Source organism: Citrobacter sp. RHB35-C21 (assembly GCF_013816515.1).
GTDB lineage: Bacteria > Pseudomonadota > Gammaproteobacteria > Enterobacterales > Enterobacteriaceae > Citrobacter > Citrobacter braakii.
Genome location: NZ_CP057147.1, coordinates 880,485 through 901,069, shown reverse-complemented (window position 1 = coordinate 901,069; position 20,585 = coordinate 880,485). Strand labels below are relative to the sequence as shown.

Annotated in this window: 15 protein-coding genes and 3 pseudogenes; 8 read left to right on the top strand and 10 right to left on the bottom strand. The window is 47.0% G+C overall.

Translation table 11 applies throughout. The annotated features are described in order from the left end of the window. Positions 1-30: 30 nt before the first annotated feature. From HVZ39_RS04465 to HVZ39_RS04445, 5 genes and pseudogenes are all read left to right on the top strand, one after another. A pseudogene (locus HVZ39_RS04465) lies at positions 31-486 on the top strand (transposase); the annotation flags it as partial. 267 nt (positions 487-753) lie between these two features. After that, a pseudogene (istA, locus tag HVZ39_RS04460) lies at positions 754-2,297 on the top strand (IS21 family transposase). 13 nt (positions 2,298-2,310) lie between these two features. After that, the gene (istB, locus tag HVZ39_RS04455) at positions 2,311-3,051 is read left to right on the top strand and encodes an IS21-like element helper ATPase IstB (RefSeq protein ID WP_269150626.1); all 741 of its coding nucleotides are present in this window, start codon (positions 2,311-2,313) and stop codon (positions 3,049-3,051) included. A gap of 434 nt (positions 3,052-3,485) precedes the next feature. Continuing rightward, complete coding sequence (locus tag HVZ39_RS04450; protein ID WP_016154425.1) at positions 3,486-3,698, top strand: DUF1471 domain-containing protein; 213 nt, start codon at positions 3,486-3,488, stop codon at positions 3,696-3,698. Positions 3,699-4,004: 306 nt separating this feature from the next. Further along, positions 4,005-4,196 carry a hypothetical protein gene (locus tag HVZ39_RS04445; protein WP_045890344.1) on the top strand — a complete coding sequence of 64 codons (192 nt, stop codon included), beginning with the start codon at positions 4,005-4,007 and terminating at the stop codon, positions 4,194-4,196. 172 nt (positions 4,197-4,368) lie between these two features. Here HVZ39_RS04445 and HVZ39_RS04440 read toward each other — a convergent pair whose 3' ends face one another. After that, positions 4,369-4,725, bottom strand: coding sequence for a transposase DNA-binding-containing protein (locus HVZ39_RS04440; RefSeq protein ID WP_016154428.1), 357 nt, complete (start codon positions 4,723-4,725; stop codon positions 4,369-4,371). Between the two features lie 382 nt (positions 4,726-5,107). Between HVZ39_RS04440 and HVZ39_RS04435 the strand changes: the two genes are divergently transcribed. After that, positions 5,108-6,475: an OprD family outer membrane porin gene (locus HVZ39_RS04435; RefSeq protein WP_016154429.1), complete on the top strand. Its 1,368-nt coding sequence runs from the start codon at positions 5,108-5,110 to the stop codon at positions 6,473-6,475. A gap of 176 nt (positions 6,476-6,651) precedes the next feature. Then, positions 6,652-7,104 carry a peptide deformylase gene (def, locus tag HVZ39_RS04430; protein WP_016154430.1) on the top strand — a complete coding sequence of 151 codons (453 nt, stop codon included), beginning with the start codon at positions 6,652-6,654 and terminating at the stop codon, positions 7,102-7,104. Here def and HVZ39_RS04425 read toward each other — a convergent pair. From HVZ39_RS04425 to HVZ39_RS04395, 7 genes and pseudogenes are all read right to left on the bottom strand, one after another. Beyond that, positions 7,093-7,827 (bottom strand): annotated as a pseudogene (locus HVZ39_RS04425) (IS5 family transposase). The gene def and the pseudogene HVZ39_RS04425 sit on opposite strands and share 12 nt — an antisense overlap. Positions 7,828-8,149: 322 nt before the next feature. Beyond that, positions 8,150-11,590: a molybdopterin-dependent oxidoreductase gene (locus tag HVZ39_RS04420; protein WP_023302365.1), complete on the bottom strand. Its 3,441-nt coding sequence runs from the start codon at positions 11,588-11,590 to the stop codon at positions 8,150-8,152. Positions 11,591-11,739: 149 nt separating this feature from the next. Beyond that, a complete protein-coding gene (cueR, locus tag HVZ39_RS04415) occupies positions 11,740-12,174 on the bottom strand; it encodes a Cu(I)-responsive transcriptional regulator (protein ID WP_023336667.1) in 435 nt (144 codons plus the stop codon). Between the two features lie 219 nt (positions 12,175-12,393). Beyond that, on the bottom strand, positions 12,394-13,341 hold the full coding sequence (lpxC, locus tag HVZ39_RS04410) for a UDP-3-O-acyl-N-acetylglucosamine deacetylase (protein ID WP_023302364.1): 948 nt from the start codon (positions 13,339-13,341) through the stop codon (positions 12,394-12,396). Positions 13,342-13,653: 312 nt separating this feature from the next. Next, complete coding sequence (locus HVZ39_RS04405) at positions 13,654-13,923, bottom strand: hypothetical protein (RefSeq protein WP_225388535.1); 270 nt, start codon at positions 13,921-13,923, stop codon at positions 13,654-13,656. Further along, entirely contained in the window at positions 13,907-14,311 is a 405-nt protein-coding gene (locus HVZ39_RS04400; RefSeq protein ID WP_071532327.1) for a helix-turn-helix domain-containing protein, read from the bottom strand. Before HVZ39_RS04400 ends, HVZ39_RS04405 begins: the two co-directional genes overlap by 17 nt. A 92-nt stretch (positions 14,312-14,403) precedes the next feature. Beyond that, positions 14,404-16,929 carry a heavy metal translocating P-type ATPase gene (locus tag HVZ39_RS04395; protein WP_047389714.1) on the bottom strand — a complete coding sequence of 842 codons (2,526 nt, stop codon included), beginning with the start codon at positions 16,927-16,929 and terminating at the stop codon, positions 14,404-14,406. A gap of 81 nt (positions 16,930-17,010) precedes the next feature. Between HVZ39_RS04395 and HVZ39_RS04390 the strand changes: the two genes are divergently transcribed. Then, entirely contained in the window at positions 17,011-17,463 is a 453-nt protein-coding gene (locus HVZ39_RS04390) for a Cd(II)/Pb(II)-responsive transcriptional regulator (protein ID WP_094168556.1), read from the top strand. 89 nt (positions 17,464-17,552) lie between these two features. Here the strand turns inward: HVZ39_RS04390 and cueR (HVZ39_RS04385) are convergent, their stop codons facing one another. Next, entirely contained in the window at positions 17,553-18,017 is a 465-nt protein-coding gene (cueR, locus tag HVZ39_RS04385; protein ID WP_016154433.1) for a Cu(I)-responsive transcriptional regulator, read from the bottom strand. 13 nt (positions 18,018-18,030) lie between these two features. Further along, entirely contained in the window at positions 18,031-20,526 is a 2,496-nt protein-coding gene (locus HVZ39_RS04380) for a heavy metal translocating P-type ATPase (RefSeq protein ID WP_009654818.1), read from the bottom strand. Between the last annotated feature and the right edge of the window lie 59 nt (positions 20,527-20,585).

Genomic DNA, 20,585 nt, shown 5'->3' with positions numbered 1-20,585 from the left:
GAGTTTAGTCTCCAGGATTCCCGGGGCGGTTCAATCGAAGAAGCAATACGGGGCCTCCCTGCAACTGAGCGGCTGGCAGCCAGGCAGTCCCGAAGTAAGCCGCTGCTGATATCCCTGCATGACTGGTTAGTGGAGAAAAGCGCCACTCTGTCGAAAAAATCCCGTCTGGGCGAAGCGTTCGCTTATGCCCTGAACCAGTGGGATGCGCTGTGCTACTACTGTGATGATGGCCTGGCAGAGCCTGATAACAACACAGCCGAACGAGCCCTTCGTGCCGTCTGTCTTGGGAAAAAGAATTTTATCTTCTTCGGCAGCGACCACGGCGGTGAGCGCGGAGCCCTGCTGAATGGTCTTATCGGAACATGCAGGCTCAATGGTATCGATCCGGAGGCCTACCTTCGCCATATCCTGAGCGTACTGCCGGAATGGCCCAGCAACAAAGTGGCGGAACTGCTGCCATGGAACGTGGTTCTTACCGATAAATAACCGTCAATACGGCGCTCGTTTAACGCTTACACATTCCGGCGGTGATCGCGTTGCGTATTCTGGCGGAACGTGAACGCTATTTCTGGTTTTGCGTGAACGCGTATTCCGGCGGAAAATACCCCGATTTTGCACCATGACCAGAATCACTGTTCATTTTGCCAGAATCGGTGTTCACCCGACCGGAATTGCCGTTCACGTTGCCAGAATCATTCTTAACGCATTGATTTTTGATGCTATATCTATCCCTTTTATTCCAGGGTGTGATATATGCCAAACAAGAGAATCGCAATGCATAAAATCCATGAAATTTTAAGGCTGCGTTTTGAAGTCGGCCTGTCCTTCCGCCAGATAAGCCAGTGCGCAGATGTCAGCACGGGTGCCATCCAGAAAATGCTCAAACGACTTGAAGCCGCTGGGATCTCCTGGCCACTTCCGGAAGGAATGTCAGAGCCCCGACTTGCCAGTCTGCTTTATCCTGAGTCTGACAGTCGTCCTGGCGCGCTGGAGGATCCCGACTGGGCTGAAATCCATATGGAGCTGCGTAAAAAGGCGTCACCCGCCACCTGCTGTGGGAGGGATACTGCCAGAGGATGCCGGTTCGGGCGTACAGCTACTCGCAGTTCTGCTGCCGCTATCAGACCTGGTGCCAGTCACAGAAACGCTCCATGCGCCAGCAGCATCTTGCCGGTGAAAAATGCTTTATCGACTATTGTGGACCCACAGTGTCGGTTATCTCACCTGAGACGGGTGAATGCCGGCAGGCCCAGATCTTCGTGGCGGTGCTGGGCGCATCAAACTACACCTTCGCGGAGGCTACCTATACGCAGTCGCTGTCAGACTGGCTTCTCAGCCACGTCAGGATGCTGGAGTTCTTCGGTGGAGTCCCCGAAATCCTGGTTCCGGATAACCTGAAAAGCGGGGTTAGCAAAGCCAGTCGTTACGATCCCGAACTGAATCCCTCCTATCAGCAGCTGGCTGAGCATTATCAGGTTGCGGTGATACCTGCCCGCCCCAGAAAACCCAGAGACAAGCCGAAGGCGGAAGTTGGCGTTCAGATCGTCGAACGCTGGATCCTGGCCCGGCTCCGTCACCAGGTCTTCTTCTCGCTTGCTGAGCTGAACCACTGTATCCGTACGCTGGTAACCGGGCTCAACGAACGTCCCTTCAAAAAACTGCCGGGCAATCGCCGTGAGGCCTTCGAAAGGCTGGACAAAACTGTGCTCAGGCCATTACCGGTGCAGTAGTGGCGCTACCGGCACATCAAAAAAGCGAAGGTGAATATCGATTATCACGTGGAATATGAACAGCATCACTACTCAGTCCCCCATCAGCACGTCGGTAAAACGGTGGAGCTTCATGCCTTCGACAACCTGCTTGAAGTCTGGTCTGACGGGCAGATGATCGCCAGTCACCCGCGGCGTCTTCATCCGGGCAACAGTACGGCAGCAGAACATATGCCGGAGCGCCATCGTCATCATCAGCAGTGGACGCCAGAGCGGCTGAAAAGCTGGGCGGCCGGTGTGGGCTCCGACACCTTCACGTGGGTCAGCGAGCGTCTGGCTGAAAAAGCGCATCCGGAACAGGCCTATCGCCTGTGTCTGGGGCTGCTGAGCCTGACGCGTGAATATCCTTCTGAGCGCGTCAATAACAGCTGTCGGCTGGCCAATGCAGAGGGGTTAACCCGGCTGAAGCAGATAAAGTCGATCCTGAAGAATAACCGCGACCTGGTTCCGGCGGACAAAGATCTGCACCCGTCCCGGGAGCTTCCTCAGGAACATGAAAACATCCGTGGCCCACGCCACTTCCACTGAAACAAGGGATCCGATAATGCCACATACGCTGATGAAACAGCTGACAGAAATGAAACTGACGGGAATGGCGGCCGCGCTGTCCTCACAGATGGAGCAACCCGGCACTTACGAAGAGCTCTCCTTCAGGGAAAGACTGGCGTTGCTGGTCACGCGCGAATCACTCGAAAGGGATCAGCGTAAACAGAAACGTCTGCTACAAAAAGCCCGCCTGAGGCTTGAAGCCTCGGTCCAGGACATCGACTACCAGCCAGCGAGAAACCTGGAACGTTCTCGGATCGCTCAGCTAAGCCAGAACGAATGGGTGGTCAGGGGGCAGAACCTGCTGATAACCGGCCCCTGCGGTTGCGGCAAAACCTATGTGGGCTGCGCCCTTGGCAACAACGCCTGCCAGCAGGGTTACAGCGTACAGTACTGGAGACTGAACCGGTTGCTGGTTGAACTGACGCACAGCCGCGCAGACGGTAGTTACCGAAAGCAGCTGGCTCAGCTGTCAAAAACGCAGCTGCTTATCCTGGATGACTGGGGCCTTGAGCCGTTGCTGCCAGCGCAGCGTAACGATCTGCTGGAACTGATGGATGACAGATACGGAAAGAACGCCACGGTGATGATAAGCCAGCTGCCAACGGATGAGTGGTATGGCTGCGTTGGCGATAACACGCTGGCAGACGCGATCCTTGATCGTCTGATGCATAACTCCCACCGGCTGGAAATGAAGGGTGAGTCGATGAGAAAACGACTGGCACAGGTTGACTGAAAGTGAACGGTCGGTGTAATAAAAAGAAGTTAGGGCGCGTTAGGGAATAACGCGTTCACGTTCCTCCGGAATAACCGTTCAACTTCGCCAGAATACGCACGCGTACTTAATCAGTAGCCGTAACATCATAAACCCTCACTAATCCTGTAAGTTAACTTGCCCTGCACCGACCTATCTCCCCAGCGCAATCCCGGTTTCGCGGTGTCTGTTACGGCCGTATTTTCTCATTTCTCGTCAGCCACAGTGAGGCTCTTTCAAGAGCTGGGTTGTATGAAAACGACAAAAACACAGCCGACAATAATTTACAAAATAACTTGTTGACCCTGTATTTACTACAGGGTTTTTAATACACATCAACAGGTGAGACGGCGATGACGCCGGTATCACCAGATGACCAGATGACCAGATGACCAGATAACCCAAGGAATATGACCATGAAAAACATCAAACTGCTTGCTGCTGCCGGTATGCTCTCCGTAGTTTCTTTCTCCGGCTTCGCCCAGTCCGTCAGCGTTACTGCTGACACCCTGAACAACGCGGAAGCGAAAATTGCCGCTATCGCCCAGGAATCCGGTGCTTCGTCCTACCGCATCACCAGTGCAGACCAGAAAAACGTTGCCCGCGTGACTGCAGTACTTGATAAGTAATCCGGGACGGTATTACCCTGAACCTGAGCAGTAAACGCGTGAGATGGTCGCAGAGGGAACTGCCGGACTGACTGCCACTATAGTGGGGGTCACCTCCGGTTCCGCCGGCGACCTCACATGCGGACACACCCTCCAGGACAACCCTATCCCTGTTGTCCGTTTTCCTTGATGACTGTTTTAGTCAGGTTACCCCCAGGTAGCTTTTTTTTTGTCCTTATCCCACCAGAAAAAACAGCGTAAGGGTGTTGACCCTGTATGAACCACAGGGTTTTTAATACACATTAACAGGTGAAACGGCGATATCTGATGAAGAGGAATATACAGATGAAAAAATTTAGCGTGACTGCAGTACTGATTCTGACTGGCATGCTCTCATCCGGAGCTATGGCAACCTCGTTCCTGCCGGAAACTTGCTCGGATATGGACATCTCTGTCCGGACAGACTATGTCAACCATGAAGACGTGAGCCACGTCTTTGACTGTCAGCCAGTGATCTGATGTAAAAAAACGGTCGGATTAATTTTCCTTTTAAGTGCGTTAGTGCCTTTGAATTTTTTTCGGGTCCAGAACTTCACCGCGGTCAGACCCAGCGGGAGCCCTGATGTCGTCACTGCCAGGCTCGAATGCATCAGGATCCCACAATTGACACCTGCATCATTCCCCATCTTGATTAGGTGTGATTGCCTGCAAATCCTACTGCATCAGGGTTATCCCGGTGGTAGCCAAATGTTGTGGTGTCCTGAAGCAGTAGAATCTTCTCACCTTGCAGCGCATATATCCTTTGACTGGTAGCCTCGGAATGTCCCTGCAGCAGGTGCTGCTCATCAATCCTGTCACTGGAAAGGAACCGGTAAGCGGCTTTTGTTGCTGCATTATCCTGGCAGGCAAAAGGGAGGCTGTTGCCCATCCCCCGCCAGAGTTTTTGCATGAGACTTTTAAAACGACTGGCACGGCGGCGATCGCTAAAGACAGAAGAATTAATTTCCTCATCGAGCCATGAAAGCGAAGTCTGTTCCTGATTAATCATTCAACCATCCCTGAAAGTAATTTAGCTGATTATCATAATGATTACCTTAATATAATTGTGGGTAGTTGCAAGTCTCGCTGGACGCTTACAATTAACCCAATTCGCTTGATACATCAGATTGATTCCCTCCCTGAAAACAGTGCCGGTCTAAACGGAAGTCTCCTGTCTTACAACCAGCAGAAACACGGTGCATAGGGCCAATCCATGGTATAAGCAGTCAGTCTGAAAAAAAAAGTCTTGACCCTGTAGCCACTTCATGGTTTTTGATATGAACTGGATTCGTACTTAGTGCAGCGGTAAACAAATACCTCATTATTTTCTGCCATTTTCCCTTCGTGTTACCGCGTATATTGATATCAGGCAAGCTAAAGGAATTACCTGAATGAGAATAGTTACACTCGTAATATCTGCTGTAGCTTTGATGCCGGGAGTTACAGTCCCTAATGCGATAGCCGGTTTTATTGAAGACAGTAAGGCCAATCTCACACTCCGCAATTTCTATATTAATACAGATAATCGCAGTGGGGACGGGTTCAGTAAACAGGAAGAATGGGGACAGGGGTTCATCCTCAATTACGATTCAGGTTATACTGAAGGGCCAGTGGGATTCGGACTGAGCACTCTGGGGCTACTGGGCATCAGACTTGACGGAGGAGGTAAAGCAGGCTCACCGGCGTCAGGTCGGCAACCCGGTACAGTATTTCCGCTAGACAATGATGGCAGAGCGGTTCATCAGTTCGGTAGCCTGGGGGTTACCGGCAGGGCAAAAATATCTGATACGGAACTCCGTTATGGAACGCTTCAGCCCAAAAATCCCGTCGTTATATACAACGATGCCCGCCTTTTGCCCATGACATATCAGGGAGGACAAATATCATCAACAGATATCGACGATCTGAGTCTGACCGGCGGCGTTCTCACACATACAAAAGGACGTAACTCCACAGATATGCGCGGAATGTCCATTGCCGGAGCCAATGGAAGTGGTCCCACTTCACGGAGCAGTAATCGTTTTTATTTCGCCGGTGGTGACTATACTCTTATGAAAGACATGACTCTCTCATACTATTACGGTGAGCTGGATAATTTTTACAGACAAAACTATATCGGACTGGCACATAACCTGAAAATCGTTTCCGGGAACCTGAAATCAGATATTCGTATATTCATCAGCGATGCAGACGGAAAGAACGGAAGTGCTGCAGGACGGAGTGCCGGATATGTAAGTACTGGTTATTACGGAAATAATCGCACAAAGGGAGAAGTGGACAACAATGTTTATAGCGGTCAGTTGACATGGTCTTCTGGAGGTCACAGTGTGAGCAGTGGTTATCAGTGGCTGACGGGGAAAAGTGACTTTCCATATCTGAATCGTGGTGATGGAGAAGGAACAAGCACCTGGTTAATTACTGATGCACAATTGCTAAAATTCAGCAGGGCGGGGGAGCGAACCTGGCTGGCACGGTACGCCTATAATTTTGCTGATGCAGGGCTCAAAGGGCTGAATCTAAGTATCCTCTATCTGAACGCCGATAATATTGATACCGGGAATGGGCGAAAGGGGGAATGGGAACGGGATATTGCCCTGAGTTATACTATCCCCGAGGGAATACTTAACGGACTTGGCATCTCCGTAAAAAATGCCACAATGCGCAGCGCTCTGCCTGACACAAGTAGAAAAGGCTCTGCTGGACAGCGTGACCAGGATGAAACCCGGGTTACAGTCAGTTATACCCTTCCTCTTCTCTGATATAGTGTTTCCGGTCTGTTGTGCTGTTGAGCAGGACAGACCGGAATGACGTTCGCAGGCAGCAGAAAATTTATATCTGGCTGTCAGTCCGGTAGTTATTTCTGTCCCGGTTCTCCACTCAGGTCCGACTTAAAACATATCGTTTTTACTGCCATTTAAATAAAGAGTAGCCTTGCATGTCATTATTATCAGTTTTAAAGTATCCGGATCCCAAATTGAAGATCATTGCAATGCCCGTCGAACATATTTCACCGATAACCCGGCAATTTATTAAGGATATGATTACCACTATGTACGGTACATCCAGTGTAGGTTTAACAGCAACCCAGGTTGGTGTTCACCAAAGGATTGCTGTAATTGATGTCCCTGAATCGCTGGTGCAACCAATAGTATTAATTAATCCGGTAATTGCTGAGAGTAAGGAAGAAAAAAATATCACTGAGGAAAAATGTCTTTCTATACCAGGAACCAGTCGTTTTGTATACCGTGCAGAGAAAATAAATGTCACCGCTCTTGATGCTTTTGGGAATACAATAAATTTTAGTGCAAGTGGTACTCTCTCGATCTGTATACAGCATATGATAGACCATATGAACGGGATTCTATTAACTAAGAGCCTATCTCAATAGGACTTTATTCCAGACGATAAGACCACAGGCAAAATGCAACATAGCCTCGTAATTTTCGGCCTTCTTTTTCCATCGGGTCAGAACCCGGCGAAAGCGATTCATCCAGCTATGAGTCCTCTCAACGCCCCAGAGAGGGGCTTTGAAGTCCCTGTTTTTACTGGCGTCAGACTCCTCTTTACGGGACTGAATATGTGGCTCGTAACGGCGACTCTGCAGATACGTTTTCAGCCATCCAGCTTCGTAACCTTTGTCCAGACAGAGCCTGAGTTTCCCCCCGGATGCCCCGCCTGAAGGGCATCGAGCGTATCCGCAACCAATTTGATGTCGTGCGTGTTCGCTGCTGCGACGACCAGCGACAGAGGAAGCCCCCTGGCGTCCGTCAGCAGGCTGCGCTTTACACCTTGTTTCCCTTTGTCCTTAGGATTGCGACCTGTTTTTTGTTCCTGACAGCGGCGATTTGGTCATACAACCGTCCATCGACAACCAGGACCAGTCAATGCTGTCCAGATGCTCGCAGGCAAGCAAACCGTTCTGCCAGAAGCGCTCAAAAATGCCTGAATCGTGCCACTCCTTAAAGCGCCGGTGTGCAGAACTCGATGAACATATCCCGGTGGCGTTCAGACAACCAGTCCTGAGGAAGAAGAATATGGCATCCATGGCAGCGCGGTTATCAACGCGTTTCCGGTATGTATCGAGTGGATGGCTGGTTTTGTGCTCAGGGATACCCGGTCATTTTTTTAGGCTCGATGCAGAAAAACAATGAAGTTTCAATTTTATCATTGCAAGCCTTTCATTCACTAAAACTCCTCGGCCAATCCGAAACTGGTGACTGTAGTAATTTCTTACAGGCTAAGACTTGCAGTAACTTGAAGGTAAGGGGGAGGATGATAAAAATTCATGAAGATCGCACTGAAATAATTCATTAAATCGGTTATTGAGTTGGATTGGCGCAAAATAATTAAAAATGTCTTTAAAACATAGCGTTATCCATTGAATAACATCAGACCACTAAAATGGCCTGATGTAAAGGATGCTAATACCTATCTCAGGCATCAATAGTGATATCACCGGCAGGAATGCACTGGCATGTCAAACATGCACCCTCATCAGAGGGTTCCACACCATTCAGATGCTGCACGTTCCCGGCAATCACCTTAGTTGAACAGCTTTCACATTGTCCAACACGACAACCACTAGGCATTTTAATCCCAAGTTTTTCTCCAAAATTCAGCAGAGTACCTTTATCCGTGGTCCAGATCTCTTCTCTTCCTGATTTTGCAAAAATTACTTTATGACGTAATGAGGGATCATTATTTATTTTTGTCGGAGAACGAAATATCTCGTAGAAAATAGCAAATGCAGGTACACCTCTCTCCTGAAGCCCTCGGGATATCGCATCCATCATAGGCTGCGGACCACACATGTAATAACGAGCATTATTCTCAATAAGATATGCCTCGACATCTCCCGCACCAACATAACCAGCTCTATCATAATCCAATCCTGGAATATCACAGTCGAGGGGCTGGTTGTAGATATTAATTACTTTAAGCCTGTCAATAGACGCATTTAGCTCCGCAATTCTTTTCTTAAACGCATGTAGCCTACTATTTTGATTAGCATAGAAAAGCCAGATTTCCGGACCTTCCGCTTGGGGGTTAATAGACTCCAGATAGGAAATGAATGGAGTAATTCCAATACCGCCAGCAAATATTACGACAGGCTGGACGGCATTGAGCGGGACAATGAAATTCCCCCCAGGAGGCGTAAGTTCAACATCCTTGCCTATCTGCAAATGCGTGTTTATGTAGGATGACATTATTCCTTCTACATATTCACCTTTCTCATCAGTCGCTTTCTGATGACGGACAGAAATGGAATAGGTTTTACGGTCATGAACAAACGCAGGGCCTGTCAGCGAATACGCCCGGGTAACGATCTCTTCAGAATCGCTCATCGGACAACAGCTAACAGTGATATGCTGGCCCGGTTCATAATCAGGTAAGTAGCCTTCACTATTCGATTGGAAGGTAACTGTCGTAACATTATCTGCTTCTTTTTTCAGTTCAATGACTTTGAATGTTTTACGACCTTCCCAGGGGCGTCTTATCAGCTCAAAATCATTCAAGCGGCGAATGCGGCAGCGGAATGAACGCAAAGGTAAAGCACCGCTGACTGGATCATAGCTATCACCGCTGATTAAGCTATTGTAATTGCTACTGTACTCACCTTTAACCGGGTATGAAGGTTTGCCAAAATCAGGACAAGCCTGCCACCACCCAAACTCAGCAATTACAGTTTCATGAGAGAGTTTGGCTTCCACTTTTGCTCTAAATCGAGCAAGACCTGCTCTCGTTTCAATTTCTACCCAATCCCCCGTCTTGATACCTTCTTCGTCAGCCAGAGCTGCCGAAATGTCTACCGTTGGATAAGGTGCTTTTTTTCGTAGGCTAGTCAGGCTTCGATGTTGGCTATGACAGAAGAATCCGCTTTTAACGGATGTCAGCATTAGTGGATAATCAGGATCGTTGCGCTGGTATTCTTGCGGCTGTACATACTCAGGTAAAGGATTGTAACCATAGCGATGAAGGATCTCAGAGTAAAACTCTGCACGTTTTGTTTCTGTATTGAAACCTGCCAGATATCCACTATTTGGGTCTCTGAAAGCATATTTTCTGACTTTATGCTCAAGCGGGATATCGTAACCTTCTGGCTTATTTCTGAGCATCTCAACAGTCAAACCTAATGGTTCTAGTTGATAATTCCAGGCTGCCTCAATATTGCCGTCGAAGAACGCTTCATTCATTCCTAACCGGCATGCAAGATCGAAAACAATCTCAAGGTCGGAACGGCTTTCACCGCGCGGAGAGACCATTTTTTTTCTCAACTGAATGTGGTCCTGAGCAGCAGCACTACTTTCAAACCCGGTTCTTAGGCCTTCGCGCTCCCAGGCAGTGTTTACTGGCAGAAGGATATCAGCATACTTTGATGTAGGCGTTTCAAACAAATCTACATGGGCATAAAACTCAAGTGCCTCAAGCGCCTGTTGTCCGAGAGAAGTATCACTTTGTGAAAGTAATATGTTGGCACCAAAGCCAATTAACCCGCGAATTTTATAGGGTGTACCTTCTAATACTGAATGCCAGATATCCTGAGAATGAACCCAACCTTGTGAAGGCGGCCCGATAGGCCTTTCTTCAAGACCTAATGCTTTATCCCATTGTGATTTTGGCATCAGTGTCGGTGAATTAACCACATTCACCGGGTGGCTGGCATAGATTCGATTACATCCTTCCTGATCGAAACAACCGGTTAAAGCATACAGTGTCGCAATCGCACGTTCTGTTTGGGTGGCATTAGTGTGTTGTGCCACTCCAGACCAGCTGTGGTAGGCGATTTTCTTGGCCCCGGCAATCAAACTCGCAGCGGCTTCAATTGATGCAACAGATACCCCGGTGATACGGCTTACGTTTTCTGGGTCATAATTAGCCAACATATCTTTAAAAGATGAAAACGCCGTTTGGCAGGAAATTTTTGCACCATCAGCTATTGCAACTTCAACATTACCCTCAAGTGCAGCTGTAGGCGTCAGCGTTTCTTCAGTTCGAGTCTCGGAATCGATAAATGTGACTTGCTGGTTGTGTTCGTCCCAAACTGTATAGCGATTACTGATGGCAAGTGGGTTAATATCTTTTTCCCGAAGAAAATAACCATTATCATTTCGAACCAACAAAGGACCATTAGTCCAGTTTCGAACAAACTCATGATTAAACAGGTTTCTTTCTACCAGGAGATGGCTTAACCCCAAAGCTAATGCACCGTCAGTTCCAGGATTGACATCAAGCCAGGCATTTGCTTCTTTCGCTAAAGGTGTCGGGCGAGGATCCACGACGATCAGTTTTGCACCGTTATTTCGACCAGTACCAATCGCGCTAGCCTGGGCAAGCCAAGTATTCGCGGGGTTATGCCCCCAAAGAAGGATAAGATCGGCATGGGAATAGTCAGCAACAGGGATGCCGCAGCCAAAGGTCCATCGATGTGCAACGTCTTTATGCCAGTTACATATTTCAGTTCCATAGCTGGTGTTTGGGCTGCCATAGATACGAACAAATCGCTCTAACCATTCAATTGCATCGCTGAGGGGGGTACCGCTTGGGCTCGTAAAACCGAAAGCGACAGATTCAGCTCCGTTCTCTCGTTTAAATTTTTCCAGTTGTCCGGCTATCGTTGACATAGCCTCTTCCCAACTTATACGTTTCCAGCCCGGGTTCTCGGCACCTTTAGGATGGGTTCTCTTCATCGGGTACAGAATTCTATTTGCGCTGTCCACCAGCTCAGGTGCCGCTTTGCCCTTCATACACATGGCCTTACCATTAGGATGTTCAGGGTTGGCCCGTACCTTGATCAGGTGGTCATTTGCTACTTCATTCAACGTCCCGCAACGCGAACGGCAAAGTGTGCAATATCCGGGAATAATATCTGACATTGTAAACCTCACTACTAAAAACAGTTAATATATTTTAAAAACCACATTGCTTTCTTTTCACCCAAGAATTACTAACCCAATTAATGTTAATATCATCTTGTTTTGTGGGCGTAATTTCAGTTGAAATTACTGTCATATATGGGTAGCGGCTAAGTAATTTCAGGGCCAGAATCTGATTCCTGCAAACCGTTAACATCTGCAAGATACAGTGCACGCAAAATAGGGCATTCAGGCTTATCATCCCCTGCACAGCAATCAGAAAGCGTTGTAAGTATTGATGCCATACGCTGAAATTCTTGAATTTTTACAGTCAACTCGCGGATGTGTGACTCGACTAATTTTTTCACATCAGCGCTTTGGCGCGAATGGTTACCCCAAAGACAGAGAAGTTCTCCTGTTTGCGCCAGAGAGAAACCTAACTCCCGACATCGACGTATAAAATGCAATTTGTACACATCAATATCGCTGTACATCCGATACCCGGCTGCAGTTCTTGCAACTTCCGGTATTAATCCCGCCTCTTCGTAATAGCGGATCATTTTGGCGGAAACTCCGGATAACCGGGCAGCATCACCAATGTTCATCCTTACCTCCCAAAATGTATTCTGTTAATATCAGATCCAGTTTCAAATGACGTCGTTTCTGACACTCTTACCTTGCATACGTAGTGATACGGTTACCGTTTGGCTCATCAAGACTTAGTCGATATCCAGCCTAGACCTTCCCGTGGTGGTAAGGTCAAGAAAAAAATCATCAAGATAAGCTGTGTAAAAAACCAGATGTGACGAACATACTCATATCCCTTATGACCACATACTTAATGACTCAAAACACTCTTCTTTGGGTTTAGAAAGGATGGTTTCTCTAGTGGCATCATTTTTATATTCACCAACACTCACTAATTCCCATGATTCGACATCATTCAACAGTGCAAGCATCAACTTATTATTTAATGCATGCCCTGACTTATAAGCATGGTAGGCGCCAATAATATTATGGCCTGATACAAAGAGGTCTCCAATCGCATCCAGTGTTTTATGTCGCACAAGTTCGTTATTAAATCGCAGACCTTCCGGATTCAGAACGCTATATTCATCAAGCCCTATCGCATTGTTCAAACTTGCCCCTAACCCAAGACCTTTTTGTTGTAGAAGTTCTACATCACGAACAAATCCGAAAGTTCTGGCATCAGCAATCTCGCTAATATAGTTTTCTTTCGACACTTCAATATTTAATCTATTAGTCTCAGCAGAAATCAAGGGATGCTTAAAATCAATCATAAAATCGATCGAGAACTTTGAGTCTGGATGCAAAAGAGCCCATTTGTCGCCATCTTTTACGGAAACCGTTTTTTTTATCAGAAGATATTTTTTTAGCGCACACTGCTCTATCAAACCAGCGTGCATTATTGAGTCTATGAATCCTCTGGCACTCCCATCGAGAATGGGAAGTTCTGGAGCATCGAGCTCCACCAAGAGGTTATCAAGCCCCATGCTAGACACCGCAGAAAGGAAATGCTCGATTGTTGAAACTCGAACTCCCTGAGGGTTGATAATGCTTGTTGCCAGCATAGTGTCATGAATCTGATCGGCACGGAGCTGAATATCAACAACAGGAGTTACATCTGTTCTACGGAACCGTATGCCACTATCGGCACCAGCAGGCATGATTTTCATGTTAACGGTTTTACCGCTATGCAAGCCAATACCGTTTAATTCAACAATATTCTTGATAGTTTTTTGCTTGATCATGGAGACCTCTGTTTGCTCTAGCGACTAGGCAGAACGTCCGCAACAAGGTTCCATTGATGATTCCCCCTATTGCTCTGTTCATCGTCCTCGCTACTCTCGACTTGGTTCCATTAAAAACCATGAAGTTGATATAGGGTCAAGATTTTATACGATATACACATCAAGCATCTTGCATGAGTCGCACTGACTGACCCGGGTTAGTTACCATCATATTCTTTATGGTTGAGACCATACGGAAATCAGTGAATTAAAAATATTTATTCATCCAAAACACAAATGGTTTTAAGAAAGCCTAATGCCCTTCTTGTAAAATTATTCAAGATAGTCAAGTATGTTTTTTATATTGTCAATTAAGGCGACATGCAGGTCAGGGTCATCACATTCATCTGAATGGCAATAGGAAATATGTTGAAGTATAATTCTTTTTTTGAATTCACTAACTGTACACTCCAACTCATACACCGACCGTACGATATCAATACAAGGTTCATCATCGATTAAAAAATCCTGCATTTTATTATACTTATCAGTCAGTTCTTCTATCATAGAAATTAATACGGGGTCATTAACTAACATTGGCATATCTCTCCTCATAGTCTGAAAGTAAAGATGGACACAGCGCTGATAAATTCCAATTCCCTTGCTTGCGGTACCGACCGGGAGGAAGATGAAACTTGTTTTTAAAAGCTCTCGTGAAAGTTTGTTGCGAATTAAAACCATACTGAAGTGCAATGTCCAGGACTGTTCTGGAAGTCAATTTCAGATCAATCGCAGCACATGATAATCGACGAGCACGAACATATTCACCCAGCGCAACACCGGTCGTCTGTTTAAACAAACGTTGAAAATGCCATCGTGAATACCCAGACTTCTCAGCAATAAATTCTACTGGCAAGGTTGTATTCAATGAACTTTCAACCCACTGCAAAATATCTTTGACAACACTTTCAGAATATTTCCTGGTGTCCATTCTCTCCCCCCAAACCATATTCTATGAATATATTCAAACCAGAATACGGTCTCTGAGTCTGTCATCCATGAAGAACTCAGGGACCCAACTCTTTATTTTCGTAATAACCTCAGGCCATTTGCCACAACCAGAAGACTGGCACCAACATCAGCAAATACAGCCATCCACATAGTTCCCATTCCCATGAGCGTGAGTACAAGGAATACGGCTTTAATACCTAGAGCGAGGCTGATATTTTGCACGAGTAAGCTGTACGTTTGTCGGGATAATTTTACAAAGGCTGGGATTTTACGCAGGTCATCATCCATTAAGGCTACATCTGCAGTTTCAATCGCCGTATCAGTACCCATTGCGCCCATAGCAAAACCGATATCAGCTGCAGCCAGAGCCGGTGCATCATTGATACCATCACCAACCATCCCAGTGATTCCAATCCGTGAATGCTCTTCAACTGCACGATGTTTATCTTCTGGCAATTGATTCCCTCGAGCCTCATCGATTCCAACCTGAGATGCGATTGCTTTAGCTGTATGTGGGTTATCACCAGTCAGCATAATAGTTTTAACGCCAAGTTCATGAAGTTGTTCAATCGCTTCACGGCTGCTGTTTTTAACAGTATCAGCAACAGCGAACAACCCAAGCACTTGCTTACCATCATTGAGTAAAATAACTGTTTTACCCTGGCTTTCCAGCCTTTGTACTGTTGCTTTAATCTCTGATGGACAATTAAAGTGTTCTTCAGTCAAACGCAGGTTACCAAGGTAAAAATCCTTACCTGTAATCGCGCCATGCACACCTCGCCCAACAATCGCTTCAAAGCTGTCAACATCCTGCTTTTTCAAATCAGCAGAAGCATTCACAATTGCCAGTGAAACAGGGTGATCAGAGTAACTAGCGAGACTAGCTGCAGTAGTACGAACTTCACGCTCGCTCCACCCATTGAATACCATTACGTCGGTTTGTACTGGTTTCCCATAGGTAATAGTTCCTGTTTTATCCAGCGCAAGGGCTTTTAGCTTACGTCCCTGCTCAAGATAAACACCGCCTTTAATGAGAATCCCTTTGCGAGCAGCTGCAGTAAGTCCACTAACAATCGTTACTGGCGTAGAAATAACCAGGGCACATGGACACGCAATGACAAGCATAACTAAAGCTTTATAGATCCACTCCTGCCATGTTCCTGCCCCAAACAATGGTGGCAATACAGCAACCGCAACAGCAATACCCATAACGACGGGGGTATAAATCTGGGAAAAGCGGTCAACAAAACGTTGGGTAGCTGCTTTGGCGCCTTGCGCCTGCTCAACGGCATGAATGATGCGAGCAAGGGTTGTATTATTTGCAGCTGCAGTGACTTTATATTCAAAAGAGCCTGACTGATTTATTGTTCCAGCAAATACAGCATCGCCCGCAATTTTATCGACAGGCATACTTTCACCTGTAATTGGAGCTTGGTTAATGGTGGTTTGGCCTTTGACGATTTCTCCGTCGAGACCAATTCGTTCACCTGGTTTTACCCTGACAATACTGCCCGGTTGTACGCTACTGGCGTCAACTTCCTGCCATGTTCCATCAGCTTGTTGGACCATTGCAGTTTCAGGAGTCAGGTTCATCAGGGAACCTATTGCATTTCTGGCTCTATCAAGTGATTTGGCTTCTATCAGCTCGGCAATGGTGAATAACACCATAACCATCGCCGCTTCTGGCCACTGCCCAAGGACCAAAGCCCCAGTAACGGCAATACTCATTAGTGCATTGATATTCAAGTTGCCATTGCGAATCGAAATCCAACCTTTTTTGTAGGTTGTCAGACCACAAGAAAGCACTGCTATCAAAGCCAACCCAGCTTCTAGCCAGTCAGGCATATCAGCCCAGTGCATCACTTCGGCTGCAAGAGCAGCTACGCCAGCAAGAGCTAATGGCCACCAGGGCTTTTTTTTCTCCTGGGTATTTTTCTTGCCGCTAGTATTATCAGAGACTTCTGGCGCGAATCCCAACGAGCGAATTGCAGCCATGATAGCTTCAAGCGAATCCGGTGTATGGGTTACAGTCAAAACACGCTGCATCAGGTTGAAATCAAGCTCTTTAACAGCGCTCATTCCACCCAGTTTCTTTTTGATAAGATTTTCTTCAACAGGACAATCCATCTGCATAATGCGAATTTCTGTCCGTAATCCACCAGCCACAACCTGCGAGCCCCCTAGGCTACTCAATTGTTCTGGAGCAGCGGAGCAACAATCCCCCTCATGGCCGTGATCGTGGCCTTCATGAGAATGCTCTTGCGCGGCATGAGCATGGTTACATCCCTTATGATTATGCTCATCATGCGAATGCCCTTCGCCGCCATGGCTATGGGCATCATGATTATGGCCTTCATGGTTATGGCCTTCATGGTTATGGCCTTCATGGTTATGGCCTTCATGGTTATGACCTTCATGGGAATGATCATCACTGCATTTCTTGTGATTATGAGCCTGCTGATCATGTGCATGATCATTTGCTTTATGTGATTCACCAGTATTCTTAACCCGGAGTCCTGTCCCTAAATTGAACGTTTCACAGCAACTAGCCGCTTCGTCTCCTGCAGGGTTTTTGCTATTTTTTACACCACCACTCATTTTCATTGCCTCATCTGTTAACTATACTGACGATTAAAGACCCTAATCTAACTAGAGGGTCAAGCGCATAAGGGGGGAGGCATGAAAATTGGTGAATTGGCCCGTAAGGCGGATTGTCCGGTGGAAACTATTCGGTACTATGAGAAAGAAGGATTACTTCAGGCTCCATTAAGAGATATTGAAAATAACTATCGCCGTTACAACAATACTCATCTGGAAAAGTTATTATTTATCCGACGCTGCCGCTCTCTTGATATGACCCATGAGGAAATACGTGCATTGCTACTGGCAATGAATAATCACGGTAAAGACTGTGGCCCCATTGATGCAATAATCAGTGCCCATCTCACTCATGTTCAGCATCGTATTAAAGAATTAATAGCCCTGGAAATACAACTCAAAGAACTTAATAACTATTGCAGCTCAGACCGGAGCGTGGACGAATGCGGGATAGTACAGAAATTGACTGCTGATGAAGAGAATGGTGATCTTCCTTTAACCGTACCAACTGACCACTCGGGGGGTGTGCATTAGTGGTGTGCGCTTATAAGTTGATTAGACTGATGGCGTAACACAAGCCCATACAGCTTTGTGCTACGCCATCATGCCCTTAAAATAAGGGGTCAGGCTTTTTCCATTTCGTTACCACGAGAACGACGTTGCACTGCCCCTTCTCTCTTACCGGGATGGCTTTTAGCATCAGCGGTCATTAATGTCTGGAGTATTGGGCATTCAACTCGCTCATCCCCAGCACAGCTTTTGATCAGAGCTCTGAGTGTATCTGCCATTCGTCGCATATTTTCCATACGTCGCTCTAAATCATCCATATGCTCTTGTGCCAGACGTTTAACATCGGCGCTCTGGCGAGATTTGTCATTCCATAACTTGAGCAAATCGGCTATCTCTTCAAGAGAAAAACCAAGATCGCGCGCACTGCGGATAAAAATCAGACGATGGACATCATTGGGTGCATAATCACGGTAGCCCGCTTCGGTACGGCCAGTAGCAGGAATCAGACCAATTTGCTCGTAATAGCGAATCATCTTTGCGGAGATTCCTGATTCGTTCGATGCTTTACCAATGTTCATAGCTCCCCTTTTCTTAGTGCTCAGAGTCTTCTGCCAGCGGAGGCTGGAACCGACGCAAACGAAGTGCGTTGCCCAGGACAAATACACTGGATAGCGCCATCGCGCCTGCAGCAAAGATTGGTGAAAGCAGCAATCCATAGGCAGGGTACAGCAGGCCTGCTGCTACAGGGATCAATGCGGCATTATAACCAAACGCCCAAAAAAGATTTTGCCTGATGTTACCTATGGTTGCCTTAGACAATCCAATAGCATTAGGCACACCCTGTAGGTTGCCGGACATTAAGACAACATCAGCAGATTCCACCGCTATATCGGTACCTGTACCAATTGCAAGCCCAATATCTGCCACGGCTAAAGCTGGGGCATCATTAATGCCATCACCAACATAAGCGACCTTACCGTAAGACTCCTTCAACCGACGAACTGCTTCAACTTTCCCTTCTGGCAACACTTCGGCAACCACTTCATCAATACCAAGCTGTCTCGCAATCGCATTTGCTGTATTGGCATTGTCACCGGTAATCATTGCGACTTTGAGCCCCAGTTGGTGCAATGCATTTATGGCAATCGGCGTACTTGATTTAATAGGGTCAGCGACTGCGATAATGGCAGCCAGACGTCCATCAATAGCAACATAGAGTGGCGATTTTCCTTCGTTTCCAAGGCGTATCGCAGTCTTTGAAAAATACTCGATATCCAAGCCTAACTCACGCATAAATCGATCGGCCCCGACCTCTACGCGCTCTCCGTCTACGGTAGCCCTGACGCCCATCCCAGTAATTGAATCAAACTCAGTCAACGCTGGCAGCGATATCTCTTTTCCTAGAGCAGCTTCAACGATAGCGCGGGCAATAGGATGTTCCGAACGTGATTCAACAGCGGCAACTTTTGCTAATACTAAGTCAAGCTCAAACCCTTCGGCCAACTCCAGGTCTGTCATTACTGGGCGCCCTTCAGTCAAAGTACCTGTTTTGTCTACAGCGACAACCCTGGCATCTTTAAGCAACTGCAGAGCTTCTCCCTTACGGAACAAGATCCCCATTTCTGCACCACGCCCAGTACCTACCATGATAGAGGTTGGGGTAGCCAATCCCATTGCACATGGGCAGGCAATGATCAATACAGCCACGGCATTAACCAGTGCGAAAGACAGGGCCGGTGATGGCCCAAATGTTAACCAGGCAAGGAAAGTTAACAACGCTGCCAGCATCACCACAGGAACAAACCATAATGTCACCTTATCGACCACGGCTTGTATAGGTAGTTTAGAGCCCTGGGCTTGCTCTACCATTCTGATTATTTGTGACAACATCGTCTGGCCACCAACGGCTGTTGCACGCAACCTCAATGCTCCTTTCTGGTTAACAGTCCCGCCAACCATTAAGCTTCCGGGAACTTTCTCGACGGGGATAGGCTCCCCCGTTATCATCGATTCATCGACAAAACTTGTTCCTTCACTCACCTCACCATCAACAGGTATCCGCTCACCTGGTCGAACTTCGATAATGTCATCAAGGGCTACATCACTAATGGGAATATCGATGACAATGCCGTTACGCAGCACATGCGCCTCTTTGGCCTGCAATCCAACCAAACGCTTGATAGCCTCAGACGTTCGACCTTTAGCCCGCGCCTCCATAAATCGTCCTAAAAGAATAAGAGCGACGATTACCGCAGCAGCTTCGTAATACACATTGACGGTACCTTGAGGCAAAAGACCTGGAGCAAAGGTCGCAATCATTGAATAACCGAATGCAGCGAGAGTCCCGACGGAGACGAGAGAGTTCATGTCTGGGCCAAGTCTTAATAACGCGGGAATACCTTTCAGGTAAAAGCGCCGCCCCGGAATAGCCAACACCAGCAATGTTAATACAAACTGGAGATACCAGCTTTCCTGGAGCCCAATGGTATCCATTATCCATTGATGCATTCCCGGTATCACATGCGACCCCATTTCCAGAATAAATACTGGTAACGCAAGTACGGTCGCCAGAACTAAATCTTTCTTCAACGCAACCTTTTCAGCATCTTTTTTTTCTGCGGCACTATCATTATTCTGGCTTTGGTTATCAACCAGGCTGGCTTCATAACCGATTTTTTCGATAGCAGTTATGAGGTCATCAACTCCTGCGGTTCCACGTACAGTAGCTCTTTCAGTCGCTAAATTAACAGTGGCTTCTTTTACACCTTTAACCGCTCGGAGCGATTTTTCGACACGCCCTACGCATGATGCACATGTCATGCCCTGAACTGATAACTCTACAGAAGCTTGAGGAACCTCATAACCAACCTTTTCAACTGCTTCAACCAACGCCATACGATTAACGAATGCATTTAGGCGGATATCTGCACGCTCTGTTGCAAGGTTAACGCTTACGTTTTGTACGCCTTCAACCTTAGCCAGAGCGGCTTCAACTCGTCCAACGCAGCTTGCACAAGTCATTCCCTCAATGGGCAAGCTGACTTGAGTTTCACCATCATTAGAATGCTGTTTTTTTTGAATGCTCATGATGTATTTCTCATCGTTATGGTCAGATAAAGAACAACCTTAAGGCTTACCATCGTGGG